Source organism: Pseudomonas sp. P2S-1 (assembly GCF_057197725.1).
In genome coordinates this window covers 2,560,355-2,584,830 of record NZ_CM170068.1, presented here as the reverse complement: position 1 = coordinate 2,584,830, position 24,476 = coordinate 2,560,355, and the positions used below count along the sequence as shown (strand labels likewise).

Below are 24,476 nucleotides of genomic sequence, written 5' to 3'. Positions count from 1 at the left end.
TTCCTTTACGCGGTTTGCGGTGTCAGGCGCTCGAACAGCGCTTCCAGTGTCGAGAATCGTTCATCGGCGCGCTCCATGGGCACCATGAACCTGAATTGCGTGGCGCCTTCGAACTTGTAGCGCTTGGGCTGGCCCTGGATCAGCTTGATCAGCACCAGCGGATCGACCGGGGTCTCGCTTTCGAATTCGATCTTGCCGCCTTGCGGGCCGGCATCGACCTTCTTGATCCCGAGTTTTTCCGCCTGCAACTTGAGCAGGGTCAGGCGGATCAGGTTCTTGGTCGGCTCGGGGAGCAGGCCGAAACGGTCGATCATTTCCACTTGCAGGTCGTTGAGGCCGTCTTCGTCCACCGCCGAGGCGATGCGCTTGTAGAGGATCAGGCGCGCATGCACGTCGGGCAGGTAGTCTTCGGGAATCAGTGCCGGCAGGCGCAGGTTGATCTCCGGACCACCGCCCAGCGGCTGGTCGAGGTTCGGCTGGGTGCCCTTGCGAATCGCCTTGACCGCCCGCTCGAGCATTTCCATGTAGAGGGTGAAGCCGACCGCCTGGATCTGCCCGCTCTGGCCTTCGCCGAGCAGCTCGCCGGCGCCGCGGATCTCCAGGTCGTTGGTGGCGAGGACAAAGCCGGCGCCGAGGTCCTGGGTGTTGGCGATGGCTTCCAGGCGCTTCTCCGCATCGGCGCTGATCTGCTGGCGCGGCGGCGTCAGCAGGTAGGCGTAGGCCTGGTGGTGGCTGCGTCCGACCCGGCCGCGCAACTGGTGCAACTGGGCCAGGCCGAACTTGTCGGCGCGCTCGATGATGATGGTGTTGGCGCTCGGCACGTCGATGCCGGTCTCGATGATGGTCGAGGCGATCAGCACGTTGAAGCGCTTGTGGTAGAAATCGCTCATCACCTGCTCGAGTTCACGCTCGCGCATCTGCCCGTGGCCGATGCCGATCCGCGCCTCGGGCACCAGTTCGGCGAGGTCGGCGGCGCATTTCTCGATGCTCTTCACATCGTTGTGCAGGTAGTAGACCTGGCCGCCGCGCAACAGCTCGCGCAGCAGCGCCTCCTTGATGGTGCTCTTGTTCTGCTCCATGACGAAGGTGCGCACCGACAGCCGGCGCGCCGGCGGGGTGGCGATGATCGACAGGTCGCGCATGCCCGACACCGCCATGTTCAGGGTGCGCGGGATCGGCGTGGCGGTCAGGGTGAGGATGTCGACTTCGCTGCGCAGGGCCTTAAGCTGCTCCTTCTGGCGCACGCCGAAACGGTGTTCCTCGTCGATGATGACCAGGCCCAGGTCCTTGAACTTGACGTCGTCCTGCAGCAGCTTGTGGGTGCCGATGACGATATCGATCTTGCCCTCGGCCAGCTCGACCATGGCGCTGCTGACTTCCTTGGCCGACTTGAAGCGGCTCATCACTTCGACGCTCACCGGCCAGTCGGCGAAGCGGTCGCGGAAGCTGTTGTAGTGCTGCTGGGCGAGCAGGGTGGTGGGCACCAGGATGGCCACCTGGCGCCCGCTGTGCACGGCGATGAAGGCGGCGCGCATGGCCACTTCGGTCTTGCCGAAGCCGACGTCGCCGCAGACCAGGCGGTCCATCGGCTTGGCCGCGAGCATGTCTTCGCGCACGGCTTCGATGGCGTTCTGCTGGTCCGGGGTTTCCTCGAAGGGGAAGCCGGCGCTGAAGGCGGCGTAGTCGGCGCTCGGGTCGGCAAAGGCGTAGCCCTTGCGCGCGGCGCGGCGGGCGTAGATGTCGAGGAGTTCGGCGGCCACGTCGCGAACCTGCTCGGCGGCCTTGCGCTTGGCCTTCTGCCAGGTCTCGGAGCCGAGGCGGTGCAGCGGGGCGAGGGCATCGTCGCTGCCGGTGTAGCGGGCGATCAGGTGCAGGTTGGCCACCGGCACGTAGAGCTTGGCGCCCTCGGCGTATTCCAGGGTGAGGAATTCGGCGGCCTGGTTGTCGATCTCCAGGGTCGCCAGGCCCAGGTAACGGCCGACACCGTGGTCGATATGCACCACCGGGGCGCCTTCGCGCAGCTCGGTGAGGTTCTTGATCACCGCGTCGTTGCTGGCATCGCTGCGCTTCTCGCGGCGCCGGCGCTGCATCACGCGCTGGCCGAACAGCGGGCTTTCGGCGACCAGGGCCAGGGCCGGGTCTTCCAGGACCAGGCCGTCGTCCAGCGGGGCGATGGTGATCGCCAGGCGGTCCTTGCCGGTGACGAAGTCGAGCCAGCTTTCCACGGTCTGCGGGCGCAGTTTCAGGCGTTCCAGCAGCTCCAGCAGGACTTCGCGGCGCCCCGCCGATTCAGCGGTGAACAGCACGCGGCCGGGGAACTGGTCGAGGAACGCCGAGAGCGCGGCCAGCGGCTGGCTGGCCTTGGCCTCGATGGCCAGGTTCGGCAGTTTCTGCGCGGCGAAGCGCTCGCGGCCGGCGCCGGCTTCCACGTCATCGGCGCTGACCACGATACGCGGCCAGCCCTTGAGCCTGGCGAAGCAGTCCTCCACCGGCAGGAACAGCTCGGCCGGCGGCAGCAGCGGCCGGTTCGGGTCGATGCGGCGCTCGTCGTAGCGCCCGCGCACGTCGTTCCAGAAGTGCTCGGCGGCCTGCTCCACGCCCGGCAGGGAAAACACCTGGGTGTCCTGGGGCAGGTAGTCGAACAGGGTCGAGGTATCTTCGAAGAACAGCGGCAGGTAGTACTCGATGCCGGCGGGGATGATGCCGCTGGTGAGGTCCTGGAAGATCGGGCTGCGGCGGAAGTCGACGTCGAAGCGTTCGCGGAAGCGTGCCTTGAAGCGGGTCACGGCCTCCTTCTGCAAGGGGAATTCCCGCGCCGGCAGCAGGCGCACCGATTCGACCTTGTCGATGGAGCGCTGGGTTTCCGGGTCGAAGGTGCGCAGGGTCTCGATCTCGTCGTCGAACAGATCGATGCGGTAGGGCAGCTTGCTGCCCATGGGGAACAGGTCGATCAGGGCGCCGCGCACGGCGAACTCGCCATGCTCGTAGACGGTGTCGACGCAGCGGTAGCCGCTGGCCTCCAGGCGCGTGCGCATCTGCTCGACGTCGAGCTTCTGGCCGATATCCAGGACCAGGCTGCTGCCCAGCAGGAAACTGGTCGGCGCCAGGCGGTGCAGGGCCGTGGTGATCGGCACCACGAGGATGCCGTGGTTCAGCTCCGGCAGGCGATACAGGCTGGCGATCCGCTGCGAGATGATGTCCTGGTGTGGCGAGAACAGGTCGTAGGGCAGGGTTTCCCAGTCGGGGAAGGGCAACACCGCCAGCTCCGGCGCGAAGAAGCGCAGCTCCTGCTCCAGCCGGTCGGCGCTCTGGCTGTCGGCGGTGAGCAGCAGGGTGAAGCGTTTGGCGGCGCTGGCAGCCTCGGCGATGGCCAGGCTCAGGGCGGCGCCGGGCAGGTTGCCCCAGGTTTGTTTGCCGGCGGTGGCCGGAAGGTGCGGTAGACGCAGAACTGGCACGGGAGGTCGAGCTCCAAGCGTTGCGACAAAGAGACCGATTGTACCGGTCCGACGCCCGTGGGGTAAGGCTTGTGGCGCGCAAATTGGCACGTTGGGGCAGGGGCGACAGGCGCTCATTGCTCCAAGCGCGGCACGGCGGCATAATGTAGCCCCTTTTTTCTGTCCCTACATGTGGAAGGTTCCCGTGACTCAGAAGCCCGACCAGTGTCTTGGTGAGTGGATCGATCGTGAAGCGCTTGCAGAAGCGATGATCCCGCTTATCGGTCAGCTCTACCGCAATAACAACGTGGTGAGCTCGATCTATGGCCGCAGCCTGATCAACCGTTCGGTGATCTCGATCCTCAAAGCGCACCGCTTTGCCCGTCATCGCCAGAGCGACGAAACCGAACTGTCCGTCCACGAGACATTCCCCCTGCTCAAGGCCATGAGCGAGCTGAAACTGGGCGCCGCTTCGGTCGACCTGGGCAAGCTGGCCAACAAGTTCAAGCTCGAAGGCAACGGCCGCAGCGCCGAGCAGTTCGTGCGTGAAGAGCTGGCCGAAGTGGTCGGTCAGCAGAACGCTTCCGCACGCAAGGGCACCGATGTCGTCCTGTACGGTTTCGGCCGCATCGGCCGCCTGCTGGCGCGCATCCTGATCGAGAAGACCGGTGGGGGCGACGGCCTGCGCCTGCGCGCCATCGTCGTGCGCAAGGGCGCGACCAACGACCTGATCAAGCGTGCCAGCCTGCTGCGTCGTGACTCGGTTCACGGCCCGTTCGACGGCACCATCACCGTCGATGAAGAGAACAACACCATCACCGCCAACGGCAACCTGATCCAGGTGATCTACGCCAAGGCGCCGAGCGAAGTCGACTACACCCAGTACGGCATCGACAACGCCCTGATCGTCGACAACACCGGCGTATGGCGTGACGCCGAGGGCCTGGGCCAGCACCTGGCCTGCCCGGGCGCTGCCCGCGTGATCCTCACCGCACCTGGCAAGGGCGCGCTGAAGAACATCGTGCACGGTATCAACCACGGTGAAATCACCGCTGACGACAAGATCATCTCCGCCGCTTCCTGCACCACCAACGCCATCGTGCCGGTGCTGAAGGCGCTGAATGACCAGTACGGCATCGTCAACGGCCACGTCGAAACCGTTCACTCGTTCACCAACGACCAGAACCTGATCGACAACTTCCACAAGGGCAGCCGTCGCGGCCGTGCCGCGCCGCTGAACATGGTCATCACCGAGACCGGCGCCGCCACCGCAGCCGCCAAGGCACTGCCAGTGCTGAAGGGCAAGCTGACCGGCAACGCCATCCGCGTTCCGACGCCGAACGTCTCCATGGCGATCCTCAACCTGAACCTGGAAAAGGCCACTACTCGCGAAGAGCTGAACGAGTACCTGCGCCAGACCGCCATGCATTCCGACCTGCACAAGCAGATCGACTACGTGAGCAGCCAGGAAGTGGTATCGACCGACTTCGTCGGTTCGCGCCACGCCGGTGTGGTTGACGCCGAAGCCACCATCTGCAACGAAAACCGTGTTGTCCTGTACGTCTGGTACGACAACGAATTCGGTTACAGCTGCCAGGTAGTGCGCGTGATGGAAGACATGGCTGGTGTGAACCCGCCTGCGTTCCCGCGCTAAGCTTGCGGGTGCGTTGAGAAAGAACGGGAGCCTCAGGGTTCCCGTTTTTTTTGGAGTTTTGTTTTGTTCTTTCGGGCCTCATCGCTGGCAAGCCAGCTCCCACAGGTATCGTGTGCACCGCTGGACCTGTGGGAGCTGGCTTGCCAGCGATAGGGCCCTGAAGACCGCTACAGGAGGAGCAGTTTGAAACCAATCCTGAGCACCCTCTGTGCCCTGTTCATCCTGACCGGCTGCAGCAAGCCCGACCCGGTCGAGCGCCTCACCGGCCCTACCATGGGCAGCACCTGGACAGTGCAATACGTCCCGCCCGCCTCCGGCCCGGACGCCAGCCAGGTCAAGCAAGAGATCGAAAGCATCCTCGCCGGGATCGACCAGCACTTCTCCACCTACCGCAACGACTCCAAGGTCGCCCGTTTCAACCGCCTGCCCGCCAACAGCTGCCAGCCCATGCCCGCTGACGTGCTCAAGCTGGTGCGCCTGGGCGAAACCCTCTGGCGCGAAAGCGGTGGCGCCTACGACCTCAGCGTCGAACCGCTGATGGACCTCTGGGGCTTCGGCCCGCAGTCCCGTGAAGAAAAAGTCCCCAGTGCCGAGCGCCTGGCCGAAGTCCGCCAGCGCGTCGGCCAGGGCCACCTGCGCATCGAAGGCGAGCAACTGTGCAAGGACATCGCCCTGGAGCTGGACTTCGACAGCATCGCCGCCGGCTACAGCGTCGACCGCATCGTCGAGCGCCTGCGCGGCCTGGGTATCGACAGCCTGCTGGTGGAAGTCACCGGCGAACTCAAGGCGCTCGGCCGCAAACCCGATGGCAGCGCCTGGCGCGTAGCCCTGGAATGGCCGCGGGAAGACCGCCAGATCGCCGAGCAGATCCTCAGTATCGACGGGCTGGGCATCTCGACGTCGGGTGACTACCGCAACTATTTCGAGGAAAATGGCCAGCGCTTTTCCCATACCTTCGATGCTCGTCTCGGCCGGCCAATCGCTCATGCCCTGGCGGCGGTGACGGTATTCGATGCCTCGGCACTGGTGGCCGATGGTTACTCCACCCTGTTGCTGATCCTCGGGCCGGAGCAGGGCTGGGAATTCGCCGTGACGCAGAATCTGCCTGCGGTTTTCGTGATCCGTGCCGATAGTGGTTTTGTCGCCCGTGTGACCCCGGCCTTCGAGCGGATCGTCGGTAAGGGCGCAGGTAAAAACGAAGAATGAATGTCTTGCATGTAGTGCAGAGAAAAATAGCCTACGACGCGACCAAGGGTTAATGTGCGCGCCGTTCAAGCTTGATTAGACTGCACCCGAATTTTTTCATGGCGTCCAACCGTGCGCCATGATGCCCCGGTCGCCGATGTGGCGCCCGGGCCTGTTCTGAAGGAGTACGCATGGCTGTCTACAACTACGACGTAGTGGTGCTGGGTTCCGGCCCGGCAGGAGAAGGGGCGGCAATGAATGCTGCCAAAGCAGGACGCAAGGTCGCGATGGTCGATAGCCGTCGCCAGGTCGGCGGCAACTGCACCCATCTGGGCACCATCCCGTCCAAGGCCCTGCGTCACTCGGTGCGCCAGATCATGCAGTTCAACACCAACCCGATGTTCCGGGCCATTGGTGAGCCGCGCTGGTTCTCCTTCCCCGACGTGCTGAAAAGCGCCGAGAAGGTCATCTCCAAGCAGGTCGCTTCGCGCACCGGCTACTACGCCCGTAACCGCGTCGACGTGTTCGTCGGCACCGGCAGCTTCGCCGACGAGCAGACCGTGGAAGTGGTCTGCGCCAACGGCGTGGTCGAGAAGCTGGTGGCCAAGCACATCATCATCGCCACCGGTTCGCGTCCGTATCGCCCGGCCGATATCGATTTCCACCACCCGCGTATCTACGATAGCGACACCATCCTCAGCCTCGGCCACACCCCGCGCAAGCTGATCATCTACGGCGCCGGGGTGATCGGTTGCGAATACGCGTCGATCTTCAGCGGCCTGGGTGTGCTGGTGGAACTGGTGGACAACCGCGGCCAGCTGCTGAGCTTCCTCGACTCGGAAATCTCCCAGGCCCTGAGCTACCACTTCAGCAACAACAACATCACCGTGCGCCACAACGAAGAGTACGAGCGCGTCGAGGGTGTGGACAACGGTGTGATCCTGCACCTGAAGTCGGGCAAGAAGATCAAGGCCGACGCCTTGCTGTGGTGCAACGGCCGCACCGGCAACACCGACAAGCTGGGCCTGGAGAACATCGGCATCAAGGTCAACAGCCGTGGCCAGATCGAGGTCGACGAGGCCTACCGCACCCAGGTGCCGAACATCTACGGTGCCGGTGACGTGATCGGCTGGCCGAGCCTGGCCAGTGCCGCCCACGACCAGGGTCGCTCCGCCGCCGGCAGCATCGTCGACAACGGCAGCTGGCGCTTCGTCAACGACGTGCCGACCGGGATCTACACCATTCCGGAGATCAGCTCGATCGGCAAGAACGAGCAGGAACTGACCCAGGCCAAGGTGCCGTATGAAGTGGGCAAGGCCTTCTTCAAGAGCATGGCCCGGGCGCAGATCGCCGGCGAGCCGCAAGGCATGCTGAAGATCCTGTTCCACCGCGAAACCCTGGAGATCCTCGGCGTGCACTGCTTCGGCTACCAGGCTTCGGAGATCGTGCATATCGGCCAGGCGATCATGGACCAGCCGGGTGAGCGCAATACCCTCAAGTATTTCGTCAACACCACCTTCAACTACCCGACCATGGCCGAAGCCTATCGGGTAGCGGCCTATGACGGCCTGAACCGGCTTTTTTGAGCGGCTCCGGCCGGTGGCCTGAGCCGGCCGGGGAGATCGATTTCAGCGATTCCCGAGGGTGGCAGTGGCCAAACCGGGAAAGTCTGTAATCAGGCTGTCTACGCCGAAGTCGGCGAGCCGGCGCATCAGCGCCGGTTCGTTGACCGTCCACACCGACACATGCAGCCCCTGGCGCTGAGCTTTCATCAGGCGCTCGGGGCTGCAGTGCGTCCAGTTCAGCGCAAGCAATTCACAGCCATAGTTCTGCGCGACCTTCAGCGGGTCGAGCCAGGCATATTCCGCCACCAGGCCGCGGGAAATGTCCGGTACCAGTTCCTGGGCGGCGCCCAGCACTTCGCGGGAACTGGAGGTGATGGTGACCTTGTCCAGCAGGCCGAAACGCTGGGCCATTTCGCGAATCGCCAGCACGGTGGTCGCCGCACGGGTCCGCGAGGCGCTCTTGACCTCCAGTTGCCAGTGCTCGAACGGGCATTTCTCGAACAGCTCTTCAAGCCGCGGGATAGGGCAGGGCTGCACCCAGCCCGGGCCACCCTTGCGCGCGTCGTAGGTCACCAGGTCGGCGGCCGGATGTTCCACCACCTTGCCACGGCGGCCGGTGGTGCGTTTCAGGGTCGGGTCATGGATCACCATCAGCTCGTTGTCGGCCGACAGGTGCAGGTCGAGTTCGCAGCGTCGCACGCCGTGCTGCAGGCACTGCTGGAAGCTGGTCAGGGTGTTTTCCGGGGCTTCGCCCTTGGCGCCGCGATGGCCGTAGATCTGCGTCACGTTTGTTCCTTCAATGATAAAAACGGAGAACCGGGATTCAGGAGGCCGGCGGGTCAGTCTGTTCCAGGGCCTGGCGGCGTTGCTGTTGCTGCCGTTGCAGGATGTAGCGGGCCAGCAACTGGCGCTGCGCATCGCTCATGTCGGTGAATTCGGTGCCGATCTCGTAGCTGCCGTCGGCCTGTTTATCGCAGTGGGTGACCTTGCCGCGCAGGAGCAGGCCGGAGGCACGCGGCATCAGCACCATCTTCAGGGCGACGCGGCTGCCGGGGTCGAAGGCCGCGGCACTGTTGAACTCGACGCCGCCCTCGGACAGCTTCACCGGCTGCGGCGCGCCGACCTCGCCGATCAGGGTTTGCGCGAGCACCGCGCTAAGCAGGTCGATGCGTTTGTTCTGGGCCTTGAGGAAGGCGGCGAGGGTACGGTCCTTCTCGCTCAGCTGGCGCAGCAGGTGCTGGGATTCGAACTCGCTCAGGTGCAGTTCACTGAGCAGATTGAAGAGCGGTGAATCATCCTGCAACAAGTCTGTGCCAAGGGCGTCCGCCGCGCTCAGCGGGCTAATTTCCAGTGCGATCCTATCCTCGATACGGTAGTATTCGCGGCGATCTTCTTCATCTAATGTCGACATGGCGAACCCATGGTTACGGCGGTGGTCTGAGTGTAAATCCGCTGTCCTGACCCCGCCACAAGGACGTTCCTCTTTCATCCGAACAAGCCCCGACATGTTCAGACCTCTTTTCGTCTACATCGGCACGCGCTACACCCGTGCCAAGCGTCGCAACCACTTCGTCTCGTTCATTTCCCTGACCTCGATGATCGGCCTCGCCCTTGGCGTGGTGGTGATGATCGTGGTGCTCTCGGTCATGAACGGCTTCGACCACGAGATGCGTACCCGCGTCCTCGGCATGGTCCCTCACGCCACCCTCGAGACCGGGCAGCCGCTGGGCGACTGGCCGGCCCTTGCCGACAAAGTAAAGCAGAATCCCTCGGTGCTCGATGTCGCGCCCTTTACCCAGATGCAGGGCCTGCTGACCCACGACGGCAAGGTACAGAAGGTCCTGCTCAACGGTATTGACCCGGCGCAGGAGCGCAAGGTTTCGATTATCGGCGACTTCATCCAGCAGGGTCGCCTCGAGGACCTGGCGCCGGGCGATTTCGGCATCATGATCGGCGACAAGGCAGCGACCAAGCTCGGCGTGGGCATCGGCGACAAGCTGACCTTCGTCGCCCCCGAGGTCACCGTGACCCCCGCCGGCATGTTCCCGCGCATGAAGCGCTTCACCGTGGTCGGCACCTTCCATGTCGGCGCCGGGGAAATCGACGGCTACCTGGGCCTGACCAACATCGCCGACCTGTCGCGCCTGCACCGCTGGAAGCCGGACCAGGTCCAGGGCCTGCGCCTGAAGTTCGACGACCTGTTCCAGGCCCCGCGCAATGCCTACAACATTGCCCGCCAGCTGGGCGACCAGGAGTTCTACGCCCGCGACTGGACCCGCAGCTACGGCAACCTGTACCAGGCGATCCGCATGGAAAAGGCGATGATCGGCCTGCTTCTGCTGCTGATCGTCGCGGTCGCGGCGTTCAACATCATTTCCACCCTGGTCATGGTGGTGAACGACAAGCGCGGCGATATCGCCATCCTGCGCACCCTGGGTTCCACACCACGGCAGATCATGGCGATCTTCATGGTCCAGGGCACCATCATCGGCGTGCTTGGCACAGCCATCGGCGCCGTGGTCGGCATCCTCGCGGCCCTGAACGTCAGCGCCGCCATCGCCGGTCTGGAAACCCTGATCGGCCACAAATTCCTCAACGCCGACGTCTACTTCATCGACTACTTGCCGTCCCGGATCATGGCCGAGGACGTGTGGATGGTCTGCGGCGCGGCGCTGGTCCTGAGTTTCCTCGCCACCCTGTATCCGGCCTGGCGTGCGGCACGCACCCAGCCTGCGGAGGCGCTTCGTTATGAGTGAGTTGGGCATGAGTGATAAAGCCGTACTGAGTTGCCGCAACCTGGGCAAATCCTATGAGGAAGGCCCGGAGTCGGTGCAGGTGCTGTCGAACCTGCAACTGGAACTGTTCCCCGGCGAGCGCGTGGCCATCGTCGGCAGCTCGGGTTCGGGCAAGAGTACCTTGCTCAACCTGCTGGGCGGCCTGGACACCCCGAGCCAGGGCAGCGTGTGGCTGGCCGGCGAGGAGCTGTCGGCCCTCGGCGAGCGTGCCCGCGGCCTGCTGCGCAACCGCGCGCTGGGCTTCGTCTACCAGTTCCACCACCTGCTGCCGGAGTTTACTGCCCTGGAGAACGTGTGCATGCCGCTGCTGATCGGCCGCACCGCGATCCCGGAAGCCCGCGAGCGTGCCGAGGCCCTGCTCAAGCGCGTCGGCCTCGGCCACCGCCTGAGTCACAAGCCGGCCGAGCTGTCCGGCGGCGAACGCCAGCGCGTGGCGATCGCCCGGGCGCTGGTCAACCGTCCCGGCCTGGTGATGCTCGACGAGCCCACCGGCAACCTCGACCAGCACACCGCCCAGGGCATCCAGGACCTGATGCGCGAGCTGAGCACCTCGTCGCAGACCGCCTTCCTGGTGGTGACCCATGACCTCAACCTGGCCCGCCAGATGGACCGTGTGCTGCGCCTGGAAGAGGGGCGCCTGGTTTCAATCTGAAGCGTCGATCTGACTCGTGGCGGGCGCCCGTGCCATAGCCGGGCGCCCTGGTCGTTTTCCTTGCCTGGGTGCATCACTTCATGTTCAGACCCTTGTCCATTTTCATCGGCGCCCGCTACACCCGCGCCAAGCGCCGCAACCACTTCATCTCGTTCATCTCCATGACCTCGATGATCGGCCTGTCCCTGGGCGTGCTGGCGATGATCACCGTGCTCTCGGTGATGAACGGCTTCCAGCGCGAAATGAGCTCGCGCATCCTCGGCATGGTGCCCCACGCCATGATCGTCGGGGTCAAGCCCCTGGACGACTGGCAGCCGGTGGCCGCCGCCGCCCTGAAGAACCCCGAGGTGCTGGCTGCGGTGCCCTTCACCGAAATGGAGGGCATGCTCTCCTACAAGGGGTCGATGCAGCCGATCCAGATCAGCGGCATCGACCCGGCCCAGGAAGGCAAGGTCTCGATCGTCACCCAGCATATCGTCCAGGGCAGCCTGGAAGACCTGAAGCCCGGCGAGTTTGGCGTGGTCATCGGCGAGATCACCGCGCGGCGCTTCCGCCTGAATGTCGGTGACAAGCTGACCCTGATCGTCCCGGAAGTGAGCAACGAGCCGGGCGGCATCACCCCGCGCATGCAGCGTTTGAACGTGGTCGGGATCTTCAAGGTCGGCGCCGAGCTGGACGGCTCCATGGCCATGATCCATGTGGCCGATGCCGCGCAGATGCAGCGCTGGGAGCCAAACCAGGTGCAGAGCGTGCGCCTGAAGATCAAGGACCTGTACGCCGCGCCGACGGTCTCCGGCGCCATCGCCGGCAGCCTCGGCGACGGCTACCGCGCCGATGACTGGACCCACACCCAGGGCAGCCTGTTCAGCGCGATGAAGATGGAAAAGACCATGATCGGCCTGTTGCTGCTGATGATCATCGCGGTGGCGGCGTTCAATATCATCGCCACCCTGATCATGGTGGTGAACGACAAGGGCGCGGATATCGCCATCCTGCGCACCATCGGCGCCACGCCAGGGCAGATCATGGGCACCTTCATGGTCCAGGGCTCGCTGATCGGCGTGGTCGGAACCCTGATCGGCGGTGTGCTGGGCGTGCTGCTGGCGCTCAATGTCAGTGATGTGGTGGGCTGGATCGAGCGGGTCAGCGGCCAGCATATCTTCACCTCCGACGTGTACTTCATCAGCTCGCTGCCGTCGGAACTGCAATGGGGCGATGTGGCGCTGATCTGTACGGCAGGCCTGGTGATGAGCTTCCTCGCTACCATCTACCCGGCCTGGCGTGCCTCGCAGGTCGAGCCGGCGATGGCCCTGCGTTACGAGTAAGCCCGATCAGGCGGTGGGCAGTTCGATGATGAATCGGGTCCAGCCCGCCGCCGATTCCGCGCGGATGCTGCCGCCATGGGCGTGGACGATGGAGCGGGTGATCGCCAGGCCCAGGCCGGCATGTTCGCTGCTCCCGGCCCGACGCGCCGGGTCGGCACGGTAGAAGCGGTCGAACAGGCGCGGCAACTGCGCCGCATCGATCGGCTCGCCGCGATTGGCCACTTCCAGGCGGATTTCCCCGCCGCTTTCCTCGATACCGACCCTGATCTCCCCGTTCGCCGGGGTGAAGCGCAGGGCGTTGTCCAGCAGGTTGGACAGTGCCCGCCGCAGCATATGGCGGTCACCGGCAAGGGTCGCTATGCCGCTGCGGCTCAAGCCGACGCCCGTCTCCTCGGCCAGCGCGCCGTAGTACTCCAGCAAGGCATCCACTTCCCCGTGCAGCGCCAGCGGCTCGCGATTGGGCATTAGCAGGCCGTGGTCGGCCTTGGCCAGGTAAAGCATGTCGTTGACCATCTGCGCCATCCATTGCAGCTCTTCCAGGTTGCCGTGCAGCGCCTCGCGGTACTCGTCGAGACTGCGCGGGCGGGTCAGGGTGACCTGGGTGTGGGTCAGCAGGTTGGACAGTGGTGTGCGCAGTTCATGGGCGATATCCGCCGAGAACGCCGAAAGCCGTTGGAAGGCGTCGTCCAGGCGTTCCAGCATGGCGTTCATGCTGGCGGCCAGTTCCGCCAGTTCCACGGGCATCTGTTCGACGGGCAGGCGCGTGGTCAGGGAGCGTGCGGACACGCCGGCGGCCACTTCGCCCATGCGCCGCAGCGGACGCAAGCCACTGCGCGCGGCCCAGGCGCCGAGCAGCGCGGTAGCCAGGGCGCTGAGGCTGACGGTCAGCCAGATCAGGTGCTGCATACGCTGGAGGAAATGCTGGTGGTGGGTGATATCGAGGAACAGGGTCAGTTGTACGCCCGGCAGCGGCACTCCAAGAGCGCGATAGTCGGCATGTTCGGCGTGCAGGGTGCTCAGGCCCGGTTGGGCGCTGCTGTCCGGCAGGTTGTTGCGGCTGGCGAACCAGAGGCTGCCATCGGGGCCGCGCAGGCGCAGGGCAAGGTCGGTCTGGTGGGCCAGTTCGTCCTTCAGCTCGGCAAGGCGGGGTTCGAGGCTCGCCGGGCTGTCGACACCGTCGAGGAGGCGTTGCAGCACCGGCAGGCGGCTGCTCAGCAGTTGCTGGTCCAGCTCGACGAAATGCGCCTCGCTGGCGCGGCTGAAGAGAATCCCGGCGATCAGCGAGACTACGGCAGTGCAGGCGGCGAAGAGCAGGGCGAGGCGAACGCCGAGGGACAGGCGCGGCATCAGGCCTGGCGCTCTTCGAGGACGTAGCCCATGCCGCGCACGGTATGGATCAGCTTGTTGTCGTGGGCATCGTCGATCTTCAGGCGCAGGCGGCGGATCGCCACTTCGATGACATTGGTGTCGCTGTCGAAATTCATGTCCCAGACCTGCGAGGCGATCAGCGACTTGGGCAGCACCTCGCCCTGGCGGCGCAGCAACAGTTCGAGCAGGGCGAACTCCTTGGCGGTCAGGTCCAGGCGCTGCCCGGCGCGTTCGACCCGGCGGCGGATCAGGTCGAGGCGCAGGTCGGCCAGGCCCAGGGTGGTGTCCTGCGCCGGATTGCTGCCGCGACGCAGCAGGGTACGGACCCGGGCCAGCAGTTCGGAGAAGGCGAAGGGCTTGACCAGGTAATCGTCGGCGCCCAGTTCCAGGCCGTGGACCCGGTCCTCGACGGCATCGCGGGCAGTGAGGAACAGCACCGGCACGCCATTCCCGGACTCGCGCACCGCCTGGAGAATCTGCCAGCCGTCGCGGCCGGGCAGCATCACATCGAGGATCAGCAGGTCGTGGTCGCCGGTCAGGGCCATAAACTGGCCGGTCTCGCCGTCGCTGGCCAGTTCGGTACTGAACCCGGCTTCGCTGAGGCCCTGGCGCAGGTACTGGCCGGTCTTGGCCTGGTCTTCGACTATCAGCAGTTTCATGGGTTTCTCGGCTTGGGGTGACGCTAACGTTATACCTGTCCGGTGCGAGGGCAGGGCGAAGCTGACAAAGTTGTAATCTGTTTGTCAGGTCCGCGCCAGCGCGATCCTCGCACACTGGCGGCATGAATCGATCGCTACGAGGTACCCCGATGAAACTTGCACTCACAGCTGCTGTTCTTGCCTTGTTCAGCCTGCCGGTGATGGCCGCGCCAGACCACGGTTTCGCCTTCGGCCAGCCGGCAGCGGCGGCCAAGGCTACGCGCACGGTCGAAGTGACCCTGGGCGACATGTATTTCGAACCCCGCAGCCTTGACGTCAAGGCCGGTGAAACCGTGCGTTTCGTGGTGATCAACAAGGGCCAGGTGGCCCACGAGTTCAATCTCGGCGATGCTGCGATGCATGCGGCGCATCAGAAAGAGATGCTGGAAATGGCGCAGATGGACCATTCGAAGATGGGCCATGGCGGCATGGAACATGGCATGCAGCACAACGACCCGAACATGGTCATGGTCCAGCCCGGCCAGCGTGGCGAGCTGACCTGGACCTTCAGCCAGTCCGCGCCCATCGAGTTCGCCTGCAACGTGCCCGGGCACTACCAGGCGGGCATGGTCGGCAAGCTGAATATCGCCCAGTGAGCCATCCATGGCTCAAACCCGATAAACTAGGGCAATTTCGTCCTTCAGGTTTGAGCCATGCACCCCGCTGCAGAACACTCCCCGCTGGGTAAATCCAGCGAATACGTCTCCACCTACACCCCGTCCCTGCTGTTCCCCATCCCGCGCCTGGCGAAATGGGCGGAGCTGGGCGTCAGCGGCGACAGCCTGCCGTGGCAGGGCGTCGATTTCTGGAACTGCTTCGAGCTGTCGTGGTTGTTGCCGTCGGGCAAGCCGGTGGTGGCCATCGGCGAGTTCGCCATTCCCGCCGACTCGCCGAACATCATCGAATCCAAGTCGTTCAAGCTTTATCTCAACTCGCTGAACCAGACGCCGTTCGGCTCGGTTTCGGAGCTTCAGGCCTGCCTGGTCAAAGACCTCAGTGCCGCTGCCGGCAAGCCGGTGGGCGTGCGTATTCGCAGCCTCGGTGAGGTGTCGGCGGAGGGCGTGGTGAGCCTGCCGGGGCAGTGCATCGACGAGCTCGACGTCAGCATCAGCAACTACGAGCAGCCGCAGCCGGAACTGTTGCGTTGCAACAAGGACAAGGTGGTCGAGCAGGTGTTGCACAGTCATCTGCTGAAATCCAACTGCCCGGTCACCGGCCAGCCGGACTGGGGCAGCGTGGTGGTGGAGTATCGCGGGCCGGAACTGGATGCGGCGAGCCTGCTGACCTACCTGATCAGCTTCCGCCAGCATGCGGACTTCCATGAGCAGTGTGTGGAGCGAATCTGGCTGGACCTCAAGCGCTTGCTCGATCCGGAGCACCTGACGGTGTATGCGCGCTATGTGCGGCGGGGTGGGCTGGATATCAATCCGTACCGGAGCCTGGGTGCGGTCGAGGTGGATAACCGGCGGTTGGCAAGACAGTAACAATTATCTGAAGAGCCCCGCGAACCCTGTGGGAGCTGGCTTGCCAGCGATTGCTATGGTGAATGCACTGCAGCAATCGCTGGCAAGCCAGCTCCCACAGGGTTCGCGGGGCGCTTTAATTAGATTCCCATGCTCTGCAGGCTCTGCACGATATTGCGCAGCGTCGCCGTAAGCCCCGGATGGTCAACCTCGAAGCGTTCCACCGCCAGGTTCACCCCGTCCACCAGGTTGTTGTCCTGGGTCGCGGCCTCGAGCTTGATCTGGGCGTCGATCTGCTGCATCAGTTCATGCAGGTGGATGCGCTCTTCTTCAGAGAGCGGCGGGTCCTGCTCCAGTTGCTGGCGCAGGGTGTCGAGCTGGTGTTGCAGATCGCTGTTGGACATGGCGATTTCCCTTCTATCAATAGGCACAGCCATGGACCTTCAGCGCTGACGAAAGGTCCATGCGACGTTTGACAGATTAATCCACGGCGCCGCGAATTGCATGATCCCGATCAGGGCTTCTCGCCCTTGAGCCGGCGCTGGCTGATATCCGCCAGGCAGTCCTCCAGTTCCTGGAGGTGGTCGATCACCGAATGCACCCCCAGCCCGAACAACTGCAAGGTGGCCTTGCCACGCTTGTGTTCGCGCTGCTTGTCGTCCAGTGCCTGCCACTCGTCTTCCGGCAACCCGCATAACGGTCCGCAGGCCGCCAGGCCAATGGTCCACAGCCCGGCGTTGAGGCCGGCCTGGAGCAGGCGCGGCTCGCCGCTGATCAGCACGCAGCCATCGAGCTGGCCGGCTTCGATCTGCATCAGCGCCTTCCAGCAGGAATCGGGGGCGGGCCACGGCTTGGCGTCGCCGTGATGGATCGCCTGCAGCCAGGCGGGCAGGGCATGGCTGAGGCGCTTGCCATGATCCGGCGCGACATCGTCGAGCCAGGCGCAGGGCACCTCATGCCGACGCAGCCAGGCAAGCACATCGAGAGCGCCGGGGGTGGGCTGAACATCCCGGGCCGCCTCCTGGCTGCTCCCGCCGAAATCGACCAGGCAGCCACGGAGTCCGAACAACAGCGCAGTGAAGGCGGGGGCGTGAGGCATGGCAACATCCCTGAAATAGCGGGACGTTACCCGGTACGAGTGACGGTTTTGTGACGAACGGGTGAAGGCGGGCGCGTCAACTATTTGCGACGCGGGCTTCGCCAGGCTTTATACTTGCTCACTTTGGCGAGGAGCTTCACCGCTCCGTTCAGTGTTCATCCAGGAGAATTGCTATGCGTGGGATCGGTACGGGAGTGCTCGATCGTTTGTTCCGGGCCAGTGTCTGCGCCACCGCGCTGCTGGCGCCGCTTGCGGCCCAGGCGGCCACCGAGGAGGATCCTTGGGAAAGCATCAACCGGCCTATCTTCCGCTTCAACGACACGGTCGACACCTACGCGCTGAAACCCATCGCCCAGGGCTACCAGTACGTGACGCCGCAGTTCCTCCAGGACGGCGTGCACAACATCTTCCAGAACCTGGGTGACGTGACCAACCTCGCCAACAACATCCTCCAGCTCAAGCCCTACGCGGCGGGCGTGGACACGGCGCGGCTGATCGTCAACACCACCTTCGGTATCGGCGGCTTCTTCGACGTGGGTACCAGGATGGGCCTGCAACGCAACGACGAAGACTTCGGCCAGACCCTCGGCTACTGGGGCGTGGGCAGCGGTCCGTACGTGATGCTGCCGCTGCTCGGCCCGAGCACCGTGCGCGATGCCGTGGCCAAGTACCCGGACACCTACACCGAACCCTACCAGTACATCGACCACGTGCCGACCCGCAACACCATTCGTGCGGTCGACATCGTGGACATGCGTGCCAGCCTGCTGCAGGCGGAAAAGATGATCCGTGGCGACAAGTACACGTTCATTCGCAACGCCTACCTGCAGAACCGCGAGTTCAAGGTCAAGGATGGTCAGGTCGAAGACGACTTCTGATTATTGTTGCGAAATGCGTTGAACCAGGCTTCAAGCTCCAAGCCACAAGCTGCAAGAGAGTCCGCGGCGCTGCCACTGACTCGCTTTGCAGGTTGTGGCTTTTTTCTTTTGGATTTGCGGATTTTGCTGCGTACTTAAGGGCTGTGCGGGCTGCTTTTTCTTATGGCTTGGAGCTTGGAGCTTGAAGCGGGATCTCCCTCGAACCTTCCATTGAGTTGCGAGAAATGGGGTTTTTATAACTCCCGGTGATTTGCGTTGTGAAGAGCGCTGCGAGAGCGTCGCCACATGCTTGAAACGCCTGACGGATGGGAGTACCGTCTGCGCCTTACAGGGCACCTCTGTCTGTTGTCGGTCGGTTCTTTCCTACCCGCAACCCGGAAAAGCAGAGTGGCTAGAAGAGAATCCAGTACGTGAGCTCCAGCCTGTCGAGCCACCTACGCCAACCTATTTCTGGCGCCGTTTGCCCACATGCAGAAAACCAGTGCAACGCTGCTGATAATCGATGACGACGACGTGGTGCGCGAGAGTCTCGCCGCCTATCTGGAAGACAGCGGTTTCAGTGTCCTGCAGGCAAGCAATGGCCAGCAGGGTCTCGAAGTGTTCGAACAGGATCGGCCCGACCTTGTGATCTGCGATTTGCGCATGCCGCAAATGGGCGGGCTGGAGCTGATTCGCCAGGTCACCGAGCGCGCGCCCGACCTGCCGGTGATCGTGGTCTCCGGTGCCGGGGTGATGAACGATGCCGTCGAAGCCCTGCGCCTTGGTGCCGCCGATTACCTGATCAAGCCCCTGGAAGACCTCGCCGTTCTCGAGCATTCGGTTCATCGGGCCCTCGACCGTGCGCGCCTGATCCTGGAAAACCAGCGCTACCGGGAAAAGCTCGAAGCCGCCAACCGCGAACTCGAAGCCAGCCTGCACCTGCTGCAGGAAGACCAGACCGCCGGCCGCCAGGTGCAGATGAACATGCTCCCGGAAAGCCCATGGCACTGTGGCGGGTTCGCCTTCGAGCACCAGATCATTCCATCGCTGTACCTGTCCGGTGACTTCGCCGACTACTTCCGGGTCGACGAGCGGCGTATCGCGTTCTACCTGGCGGACGTTTCCGGCCATGGCGCGTCGTCGGCGTTCGTCACGGTGCTGCTGAAGTTCATGACCACCCGCTTGCTCTTCGAATTCAAGCGCGCCGGTTCGCTGCGTGATTTCAAGCCTTCGGAAGTGCTCGGCCACATCAACCGCGGCCTGATCAACTGCAAGCTGGGCAAGCACGTGACCATGGTTGGTGGTGTCATCGACGAAGACACGGGCCTGCTGACCTACTCCATCGGTGGCCACCTGCCGTTGCCGGTGCTGTTCACCCCGGGGCAGGGCCGTTACCTTGAAGGCCGTGGCCTGCCGGTCGGGCTGTTCGACGAGGCGACCTACCAGGACCACGTTCTGGAATTGCCGGAAACCTTCAGCCTGACCCTGCTCTCCGACGGCATTCTTGACCTTTTGCCCGGTGAGACACTCAAAGATAAAGAAGCGGCCCTGCCTGAGATCATCAGGGACGCGGGTGGCAGCCTGGATGGCCTGCGCCGACGATTCGAATTGGCTACGCTTGGGGAGATGCCGGATGATATCGCCCTATTGGTGTTGAGCAGGAACCTTCAATGAGTACCGGTAGAATCCAGTTCGCCGAACAGAGCGGCACCTTTGTTCTGAAATTTGTCGGTGAAGTGCGCCTGACCCTGTGTTCGGCGCTGGATGCAACTATTGAAAAGATCTTCACCGCGCTGAATTTCTCGGCGATCGTCATCGATCTGACGGAAACCCAGAGCATCGACAGCACCACCCTCGGCCTGCTGGCCAAGCTGTCGATCCTGTCGCGGCAGAAGGTTGGCCTGCTGCCGACTGTGGTCACCACCCACGCCGACATCACCCGCCTGCTGCAATCGATGGGCTTCGACCAGGTGTTCAACATCGTCGACCGGCCGATCCCGTGTCCCGAGTGCCTGACCGACCTGCCGTCCCAGGACCAGGACGAAGAAGTGGTGCGCTCCAAGGTGCTGGAGGCGCACAAGATCCTGATGGGGTTGAACGACTCCAACCGGGAAGCCTTCCATGACCTGGTGAATGCGCTGGAGCGCAGCTAGATCTCCATTGCTCTTTAGTGCCTCATCGCTGGCAAGCCAGCTCCCACAGGTCCAGCGGTGCACGCGGTCACTGTGGGAGCTGGCTTGCCAGCGATGAGGCCCTCAGTCTCTCTTCAAAAACTCGGTAGCCTCCGCCCCCTCCGCATTCAGCTGATAAATCCTCTCCGGCTGCCCTGCCTCATTGAAAAACACCCGCCCCAGCCCCGCGCTGTTCCACAGCCGCTCCCCGGCCTCGCTATGACTGGGCACCCGCGGCACCACCTCCATCGAGCGTCGCCGGGTAAACCAGTTCAGCGGCGAGCGCGGTGAATACAGCCAGCGGTTCAACCGGTCGAACACCTCCAGCAAGCGCGCCGGAAAGCGGTTCTTGATCCCGCTGCTGGTGATCTGCCACAGATGCGGGCTGCTCTGGCGATGGCGAATCAGCACCTCGTAGACGAACGAATAGTGCACATCGCCCGAAAGGATCACGTAGTGCCCCGGGGTACGCGAGTGGCGGAAGATATTCAGGATTACCTGCGCCGCCCCGCGATGGGCCATCCAGTTTTCCGCGTCCACCAGCAGCGGATAGCCGCACCAGCTGAAGATCTTCTGCACCGTCTCGATCAGCTTCACCCCGAAGATCGGCGCGGGCGAGACGATGATCGCCGAGGGATGGTCGAGCAAGGCCTGTTGCAACTCGCTCAAGGCTTCCCAGTCGAGCAGCCCCGAGGGCCTGGCCAGGTTGCTTTCGCTGCGCCAGCGCCGGGTGCGGGTGTCCAGCACCAGCAAGGCGGGGCGGGTGGGCAGGACGAAATGCCATTGCTGGAAACGCAACAGGTCGTTGATCAATTCATCCTGCACCGGGCTGTCCAGATGGCCGTCGCCCCCGGCACTGGCGAACAGTCCCTGGCACTTGTGCAGCAGATCGGCAAACACCTCCGGGTTGTTGCCCCAGCCCTGGCACAGCAGGTAGGCGAGCAGGGCATTGCCGATGATCCGCCGCGAGAAGGGATGACCGTAGGCGGTTTCCTCCCATTGCGCCGAGAGGTTCCAGTCGTCGGTGACATCGTGGTCGTCGAAGATCATCAGGCTCGGCAGGTGCGCCAGGACCCGGGCGACATCGCCCAAGCCCTCGACGAAGCCTTGCAGGCACGCTTCCTCGGCCCGGTAGCGCGCCTGGTGCTCGGCACTGAGGGCCGGCATCTGCGGCGCGATCAGCGTCCACGGCAGCGGCGACCAGACCAGCAGGTACATCGCCAGGGTCTCGGCGAAGGTCACCAGGTGGTTGTCCGCGTTGCTGCTGGTGAAGATCGGCTTGCGCACGCCGCCGAAGAAGCGTTCGCGCAGGGTTTCGTTGCTTTTCAGTGCCGGCAGCAGGTCGCCACGCTGGTAGTAGCTGGCGGGATGGTCGTACAGCTCGACACTGTCGCGGATCACCGCGCCTTCCAGGCATTCCTCGAACAGCCCGAGGCGCTGGATCAGGGCGTGGATGGCGCGCAGCATCGGCCCGGCGACATCGTCGGCGTAGATCTGGTCGCCGCTCATCATCAGCAGGGCCGGGCGCTCGATAGCCTCGTGGGGCTCGGCCAGCAGACGGTCGGCGCAGAGCAGGCCGTCGGCGGCAGGGTGATGGGGCTTGCGGCAGGAGCCGTGGAGCAACTGGTCCAGGCGCGAACGCACGACGAAGTCCGGGCGCGTTGCACCGGCATACAGCAGATGCGGCGCCCATTCGGCGATGCCCTGGCCGTCCAGCAGCAGGTCATAGCTGATCCGCGTATCGCACGGCAGCGGCGTATCCAGCGACACATCGATCAGATGGATAAACGCCTCGCGGCCCACCGGCAGGACCTGGCAACCCGTATCGTCCAGCGCCAGCCTCAGCGGCTCGGGCGTATCGAGGTGCAGTTCGGCGCTCAGCGGCCGCGAAGCGACCAGCCAGAGCACCACGCGACGGTCTTCCAGGCGGCGCAGCAGCGGCCCGGCGAGTACCAGCGGCAAGGAAGGGGAATCGGACATCAGGACGGGAAATCGTCTGCCAGTAGTTGCGGAAGAGGCGGGACTTTCCGCGCTGTCGCGACTACTGGCAAACCGATATTTGTATCAAGCTTTTGCGGAGAGCAGGGCTTCGAGCTTTTCCTGGTCACGGGCGAACTGGCGAATGCCCTCGGCCAGCTTCTCGGTGGCCATGGCATCTTCGTTGGATGCCCAGCGGAACTGGCTCTCGTTCAGGCTCAGGCGCGGCTCACCGGTGGCGCCCGGCTTCAGCTTGCGTTCCAGGCTGCCCTGGTCGTCGCTCAGCTGTTGCAGCAGCTCGGGGCTGATGGTCAGGCGGTCGCAGCCGGCCAGTTGCTCGATCTGCCCGATATTGCGGAAGCTGGCGCCCATGACCACGGTGTCGTAGCCATTGGCCTTGTAGTAATTGTAGATGCGGGTCACCGACTGCACGCCCGGATCTTCGGCGCCGACGTATTCCTTGCCGGTGGACTTCTTGTACCAGTCGTAGATCCGGCCCACGAACGGCGAGATCAGGAACACCCCGGCATCGGCGCAGGCGGCAGCCTGGGCGAAGGAGAACAGCAGGGTCAGGTTGGTCTGGATACCTTCCTTCTCCAGCACCTCGGCGGCGCGGATGCCTTCCCAGGTCGAGGCCAGCTTGATCAGCACGCGGTCACGGCCGACGCCGGCCTGGTCGTACAGCTCGATCAGCTTGCGCGCCTTGGCCAGCAGGGCCGGCTGGTCAAAGGACAGGCGGGCGTCCACCTCGGTGGAGATACGTCCCGGAATGACTTTCAGGATGCCGCTGCCCACGGACACGGCGAAGGCATCGCAGGCCAGGTCGACATCGCCCTTGCTGCTGCGGATCGCCTGATCCAGCAGATCGGCGTAGCCGGGCATGGCGGCGGCCTTGAGCAGCAGGGAAGGGTTGGTGGTGGCATCGACCGGCTTGAGGCGGCTGATCGCGTCGATATCGCCGGTATCGGCAACGACCGTGGTGAACTGCTTGAGTTGTTCCAGCTTGGAAGTCATGAGCGTGCTCTGTCCTGTGCGGTGCGATGACATTACCCGAGCGCCGCCAGCGGCTCAAGGGCCGGGCCGGCGGGGTTTCGGAAGGTAAGTCTTCGAGTGCGGACGCGCCCGTGGGTTCCTAGTGGCCTTTTAGCAACTCGGCGGCCTGGTCGAGCAAGCCAAGTGGATCGTTGGTCTTGTGTACATCCACCGAAAGCAGCTGGCGGAAGCGCCGGGCACCCTTGAAACCCTGGGCCAGGCCGAGGACATGACGGGTCACATGGTGCATCGCCCCGCCGGCGGCCAGGTGCGCGGCGATGTAAGGCTTGAGTTGCTCCAGCGCCTCGGCGCGGGTGATCACCGGGGCGCTGCTGCCGAACAGCTGCTGGTCGACTTCGGCCAGCAGGTAGGGATTGTGATACGCCTCGCGGCCGAGCATCACGCCGTCGAAGGTCTTCAGGTGCTCGTGGCACTCGTCGAGGGTCTTGATGCCGCCGTTGAGGATGATCTCCAGATCCGGGAAATCCTGCTTCAACTGGGCAGCGATGTCATAGCGCAGCGGCGGGATCTCGCGGTTTTCCTTGGGCGACAGGCCTTCGAGGATGGCGATCCGCGCATGTACGGTGAAGCTGCGGCAGCCGGCATCGCGCACCTGGCCGACGAAATCGCATAGCTCGGCGTAGCTGTCGCGGCCGTTGATGCCGATGCGGTGCTTGACCGTCACCGGAATCTCCACGGCGTCGATCATCGCCTTCACGCAATCGGCCACCAGCGCCGGATGGCCCATCAGGCAGGCGCCGATCATATTGTTCTGCACCCGGTCGCTGGGGCAGCCGACGTTCAGGTTCACCTCGTTGTAGCCGGCCACCTCGGCCAGCCTGGCGCAGGCCGCCAGGTCCGCCGGCACGCTGCCACCCAGTTGCAGGGCCAGCGGGTATTCGGCGGCGTCATGGCCGAGGAAGCGCGCGGCATCGCCGTGGAGCAGGGCGCCGGTGGTGACCATCTCGGTGTAGAGCAGGGCATGGCGGGAGAGCAGGCGCAGGAAGAACCTGCAGCGGCGATCGGTCCAGTCCATCATCGGAGCAACGGAAAACCTCCTAGATACCGTATTCATTGGGGTTGCTGGGGTTTCCGCCTGAATCTGTTGCATTTTGGTGTCTCTCATTTGATGCCGTTTGCTACCGTTTAAGCTTGTTTCTGAATGGCTGTTGCTACAATGTAGCAACCCGGACCAGTCATG

Annotated in this window: 21 protein-coding genes; 11 read left to right on the top strand and 10 right to left on the bottom strand. The window is 64.1% G+C overall.

Going from position 1 to position 24,476, the window contains the following annotated elements:
- Window positions 1-5 precede the first annotated feature (5 nt).
- Window positions 6-3,455 (bottom strand): transcription-repair coupling factor, encoded by a 3,450-nt coding sequence (gene mfd / locus AC2CQI_RS11415; protein ID WP_075803075.1) that lies wholly within the window; start codon window positions 3,453-3,455, stop codon window positions 6-8.
- 169 nt (window positions 3,456-3,624) lie between these two features.
- On the opposite strand from mfd, the gene AC2CQI_RS11410 reads away from it, so the two are divergent.
- The 3 genes from AC2CQI_RS11410 (at window position 3,625) to sthA (ending at window position 7,859) form a co-directional block, all read left to right on the top strand.
- Window positions 3,625-5,088: a glyceraldehyde-3-phosphate dehydrogenase gene (locus AC2CQI_RS11410; RefSeq protein WP_075803076.1), complete on the top strand. Its 1,464-nt coding sequence runs from the start codon at window positions 3,625-3,627 to the stop codon at window positions 5,086-5,088.
- A 183-nt stretch (window positions 5,089-5,271) separates the two neighbouring features.
- Entirely contained in the window at window positions 5,272-6,294 is a 1,023-nt protein-coding gene (locus tag AC2CQI_RS11405) for an FAD:protein FMN transferase (RefSeq protein ID WP_484580220.1), read from the top strand.
- A 170-nt stretch (window positions 6,295-6,464) separates the two neighbouring features.
- Entirely contained in the window at window positions 6,465-7,859 is a 1,395-nt protein-coding gene (gene sthA / locus AC2CQI_RS11400; protein ID WP_075803078.1) for a Si-specific NAD(P)(+) transhydrogenase, read from the top strand.
- A gap of 42 nt (window positions 7,860-7,901) precedes the next feature.
- Here the strand turns inward: sthA and AC2CQI_RS11395 are convergent, their stop codons facing one another.
- Entirely contained in the window at window positions 7,902-8,624 is a 723-nt protein-coding gene (locus AC2CQI_RS11395; protein ID WP_484580219.1) for a glycerophosphodiester phosphodiesterase, read from the bottom strand.
- A gap of 37 nt (window positions 8,625-8,661) precedes the next feature.
- Window positions 8,662-9,249 (bottom strand): PilZ domain-containing protein, encoded by a 588-nt coding sequence (locus AC2CQI_RS11390; RefSeq protein ID WP_075803080.1) that lies wholly within the window; start codon window positions 9,247-9,249, stop codon window positions 8,662-8,664.
- Between the two features lie 94 nt (window positions 9,250-9,343).
- Between AC2CQI_RS11390 and AC2CQI_RS11385 the strand changes: the two genes are divergently transcribed.
- The 3 genes from AC2CQI_RS11385 to AC2CQI_RS11375 all read left to right on the top strand — a co-directional run bounded on the left by AC2CQI_RS11385 (window position 9,344) and on the right by AC2CQI_RS11375 (window position 12,610).
- A complete protein-coding gene (locus tag AC2CQI_RS11385) occupies window positions 9,344-10,594 on the top strand; it encodes a lipoprotein-releasing ABC transporter permease subunit (protein WP_484580218.1) in 1,251 nt (416 codons plus the stop codon).
- 7 nt (window positions 10,595-10,601) lie between these two features.
- On the top strand, window positions 10,602-11,285 hold the full coding sequence (gene lolD / locus AC2CQI_RS11380) for a lipoprotein-releasing ABC transporter ATP-binding protein LolD (RefSeq protein ID WP_178391988.1): 684 nt from the start codon (window positions 10,602-10,604) through the stop codon (window positions 11,283-11,285).
- A gap of 80 nt (window positions 11,286-11,365) precedes the next feature.
- Complete coding sequence (locus AC2CQI_RS11375) at window positions 11,366-12,610, top strand: lipoprotein-releasing ABC transporter permease subunit (protein WP_484580217.1); 1,245 nt, start codon at window positions 11,366-11,368, stop codon at window positions 12,608-12,610.
- Between the two features lie 6 nt (window positions 12,611-12,616).
- Here the strand turns inward: AC2CQI_RS11375 and AC2CQI_RS11370 are convergent, their stop codons facing one another.
- Window positions 12,617-13,960, bottom strand: coding sequence for a heavy metal sensor histidine kinase (locus tag AC2CQI_RS11370; protein WP_075803111.1), 1,344 nt, complete (start codon window positions 13,958-13,960; stop codon window positions 12,617-12,619).
- Window positions 13,957-14,637 carry a heavy metal response regulator transcription factor gene (locus AC2CQI_RS11365; protein ID WP_075803084.1) on the bottom strand — a complete coding sequence of 227 codons (681 nt, stop codon included), beginning with the start codon at window positions 14,635-14,637 and terminating at the stop codon, window positions 13,957-13,959. The genes AC2CQI_RS11370 and AC2CQI_RS11365 overlap by 4 nt, the downstream gene beginning before the upstream one ends.
- Before the next feature lie 149 nt (window positions 14,638-14,786).
- Between AC2CQI_RS11365 and AC2CQI_RS11360 the strand changes: the two genes are divergently transcribed.
- Complete coding sequence (locus AC2CQI_RS11360) at window positions 14,787-15,272, top strand: cupredoxin domain-containing protein (RefSeq protein WP_075803085.1); 486 nt, start codon at window positions 14,787-14,789, stop codon at window positions 15,270-15,272.
- A 57-nt stretch (window positions 15,273-15,329) separates the two neighbouring features.
- Window positions 15,330-16,160: an NADPH-dependent 7-cyano-7-deazaguanine reductase QueF gene (gene queF / locus AC2CQI_RS11355; protein WP_484580216.1), complete on the top strand. Its 831-nt coding sequence runs from the start codon at window positions 15,330-15,332 to the stop codon at window positions 16,158-16,160.
- A gap of 119 nt (window positions 16,161-16,279) precedes the next feature.
- On the opposite strand, the gene AC2CQI_RS11350 is transcribed toward queF, so the two are convergent.
- The gene (locus AC2CQI_RS11350; protein WP_075803087.1) at window positions 16,280-16,543 is read right to left on the bottom strand and encodes a DUF4404 family protein; all 264 of its coding nucleotides are present in this window, start codon (window positions 16,541-16,543) and stop codon (window positions 16,280-16,282) included.
- Between the two features lie 110 nt (window positions 16,544-16,653).
- Window positions 16,654-17,238 carry an HAD superfamily inactivated hydrolase PcrP gene (gene pcrP / locus AC2CQI_RS11345; RefSeq protein WP_075803088.1) on the bottom strand — a complete coding sequence of 195 codons (585 nt, stop codon included), beginning with the start codon at window positions 17,236-17,238 and terminating at the stop codon, window positions 16,654-16,656.
- Between the two features lie 173 nt (window positions 17,239-17,411).
- Between pcrP and AC2CQI_RS11340 the strand changes: the two genes are divergently transcribed.
- From AC2CQI_RS11340 to rssC, 3 genes are all read left to right on the top strand, one after another.
- Entirely contained in the window at window positions 17,412-18,116 is a 705-nt protein-coding gene (locus AC2CQI_RS11340) for an MlaA family lipoprotein (RefSeq protein ID WP_075803089.1), read from the top strand.
- 468 nt (window positions 18,117-18,584) lie between these two features.
- On the top strand, window positions 18,585-19,769 hold the full coding sequence (gene rssB / locus AC2CQI_RS11335; protein ID WP_484580215.1) for a two-component system response regulator RssB: 1,185 nt from the start codon (window positions 18,585-18,587) through the stop codon (window positions 19,767-19,769).
- Window positions 19,766-20,248, top strand: a complete 483-nt coding sequence (gene rssC, locus AC2CQI_RS11330; protein ID WP_075803091.1) for an anti-sigma factor antagonist RssC — start codon at window positions 19,766-19,768, stop codon at window positions 20,246-20,248. The genes rssB and rssC overlap by 4 nt, the downstream gene beginning before the upstream one ends.
- A gap of 102 nt (window positions 20,249-20,350) precedes the next feature.
- Here rssC and AC2CQI_RS11325 read toward each other — a convergent pair whose 3' ends face one another.
- The 3 genes from AC2CQI_RS11325 to dusA all read right to left on the bottom strand — a co-directional run bounded on the left by AC2CQI_RS11325 (window position 20,351) and on the right by dusA (window position 24,350).
- Entirely contained in the window at window positions 20,351-22,246 is a 1,896-nt protein-coding gene (locus AC2CQI_RS11325; RefSeq protein WP_484580214.1) for an alkaline phosphatase D family protein, read from the bottom strand.
- A gap of 84 nt (window positions 22,247-22,330) precedes the next feature.
- Window positions 22,331-23,257, bottom strand: coding sequence for a transaldolase (gene tal / locus AC2CQI_RS11320; protein WP_484580213.1), 927 nt, complete (start codon window positions 23,255-23,257; stop codon window positions 22,331-22,333).
- Window positions 23,258-23,375: 118 nt separating this feature from the next.
- Window positions 23,376-24,350, bottom strand: a complete 975-nt coding sequence (gene dusA / locus AC2CQI_RS11315) for a tRNA dihydrouridine(20/20a) synthase DusA (RefSeq protein ID WP_484580212.1) — start codon at window positions 24,348-24,350, stop codon at window positions 23,376-23,378.
- Window positions 24,351-24,476 lie beyond the last annotated feature (126 nt).

What these genes read in the sequence shown, in the direction of transcription:
- AC2CQI_RS11410 (WP_075803076.1), top strand. Translation starts at nt 3,625, where the DNA reads ATGTGGAAGGTTCCCGTGACTCAGAAGCCCGACCAGTGTCTTGGTGAG.
- sthA (WP_075803078.1), top strand. Translation starts at nt 6,465, where the DNA reads ATGGCTGTCTACAACTACGACGTAGTGGTGCTGGGTTCCGGCCCGGCA.
- AC2CQI_RS11390 (WP_075803080.1), bottom strand. Translation starts at nt 9,249, where the DNA reads ATGTCGACATTAGATGAAGAAGATCGCCGCGAATACTACCGTATCGAG.
- AC2CQI_RS11385 (WP_484580218.1), top strand. Translation starts at nt 9,344, where the DNA reads ATGTTCAGACCTCTTTTCGTCTACATCGGCACGCGCTACACCCGTGCC.
- lolD (WP_178391988.1), top strand. Translation starts at nt 10,602, where the DNA reads ATGAGTGATAAAGCCGTACTGAGTTGCCGCAACCTGGGCAAATCCTAT.
- AC2CQI_RS11375 (WP_484580217.1), top strand. Translation starts at nt 11,366, where the DNA reads ATGTTCAGACCCTTGTCCATTTTCATCGGCGCCCGCTACACCCGCGCC.
- AC2CQI_RS11365 (WP_075803084.1), bottom strand. Translation starts at nt 14,637, where the DNA reads ATGAAACTGCTGATAGTCGAAGACCAGGCCAAGACCGGCCAGTACCTG.
- AC2CQI_RS11360 (WP_075803085.1), top strand. Translation starts at nt 14,787, where the DNA reads ATGAAACTTGCACTCACAGCTGCTGTTCTTGCCTTGTTCAGCCTGCCG.
- queF (WP_484580216.1), top strand. Translation starts at nt 15,330, where the DNA reads ATGCACCCCGCTGCAGAACACTCCCCGCTGGGTAAATCCAGCGAATAC.
- AC2CQI_RS11350 (WP_075803087.1), bottom strand. Translation starts at nt 16,543, where the DNA reads ATGTCCAACAGCGATCTGCAACACCAGCTCGACACCCTGCGCCAGCAA.
- pcrP (WP_075803088.1), bottom strand. Translation starts at nt 17,238, where the DNA reads ATGCCTCACGCCCCCGCCTTCACTGCGCTGTTGTTCGGACTCCGTGGC.
- AC2CQI_RS11340 (WP_075803089.1), top strand. Translation starts at nt 17,412, where the DNA reads ATGCGTGGGATCGGTACGGGAGTGCTCGATCGTTTGTTCCGGGCCAGT.
- rssB (WP_484580215.1), top strand. Translation starts at nt 18,585, where the DNA reads ATGCAGAAAACCAGTGCAACGCTGCTGATAATCGATGACGACGACGTG.
- rssC (WP_075803091.1), top strand. Translation starts at nt 19,766, where the DNA reads ATGAGTACCGGTAGAATCCAGTTCGCCGAACAGAGCGGCACCTTTGTT.
- AC2CQI_RS11325 (WP_484580214.1), bottom strand. Translation starts at nt 22,246, where the DNA reads ATGTCCGATTCCCCTTCCTTGCCGCTGGTACTCGCCGGGCCGCTGCTG.
- tal (WP_484580213.1), bottom strand. Translation starts at nt 23,257, where the DNA reads ATGACTTCCAAGCTGGAACAACTCAAGCAGTTCACCACGGTCGTTGCC.
- dusA (WP_484580212.1), bottom strand. Translation starts at nt 24,350, where the DNA reads ATGAATACGGTATCTAGGAGGTTTTCCGTTGCTCCGATGATGGACTGG.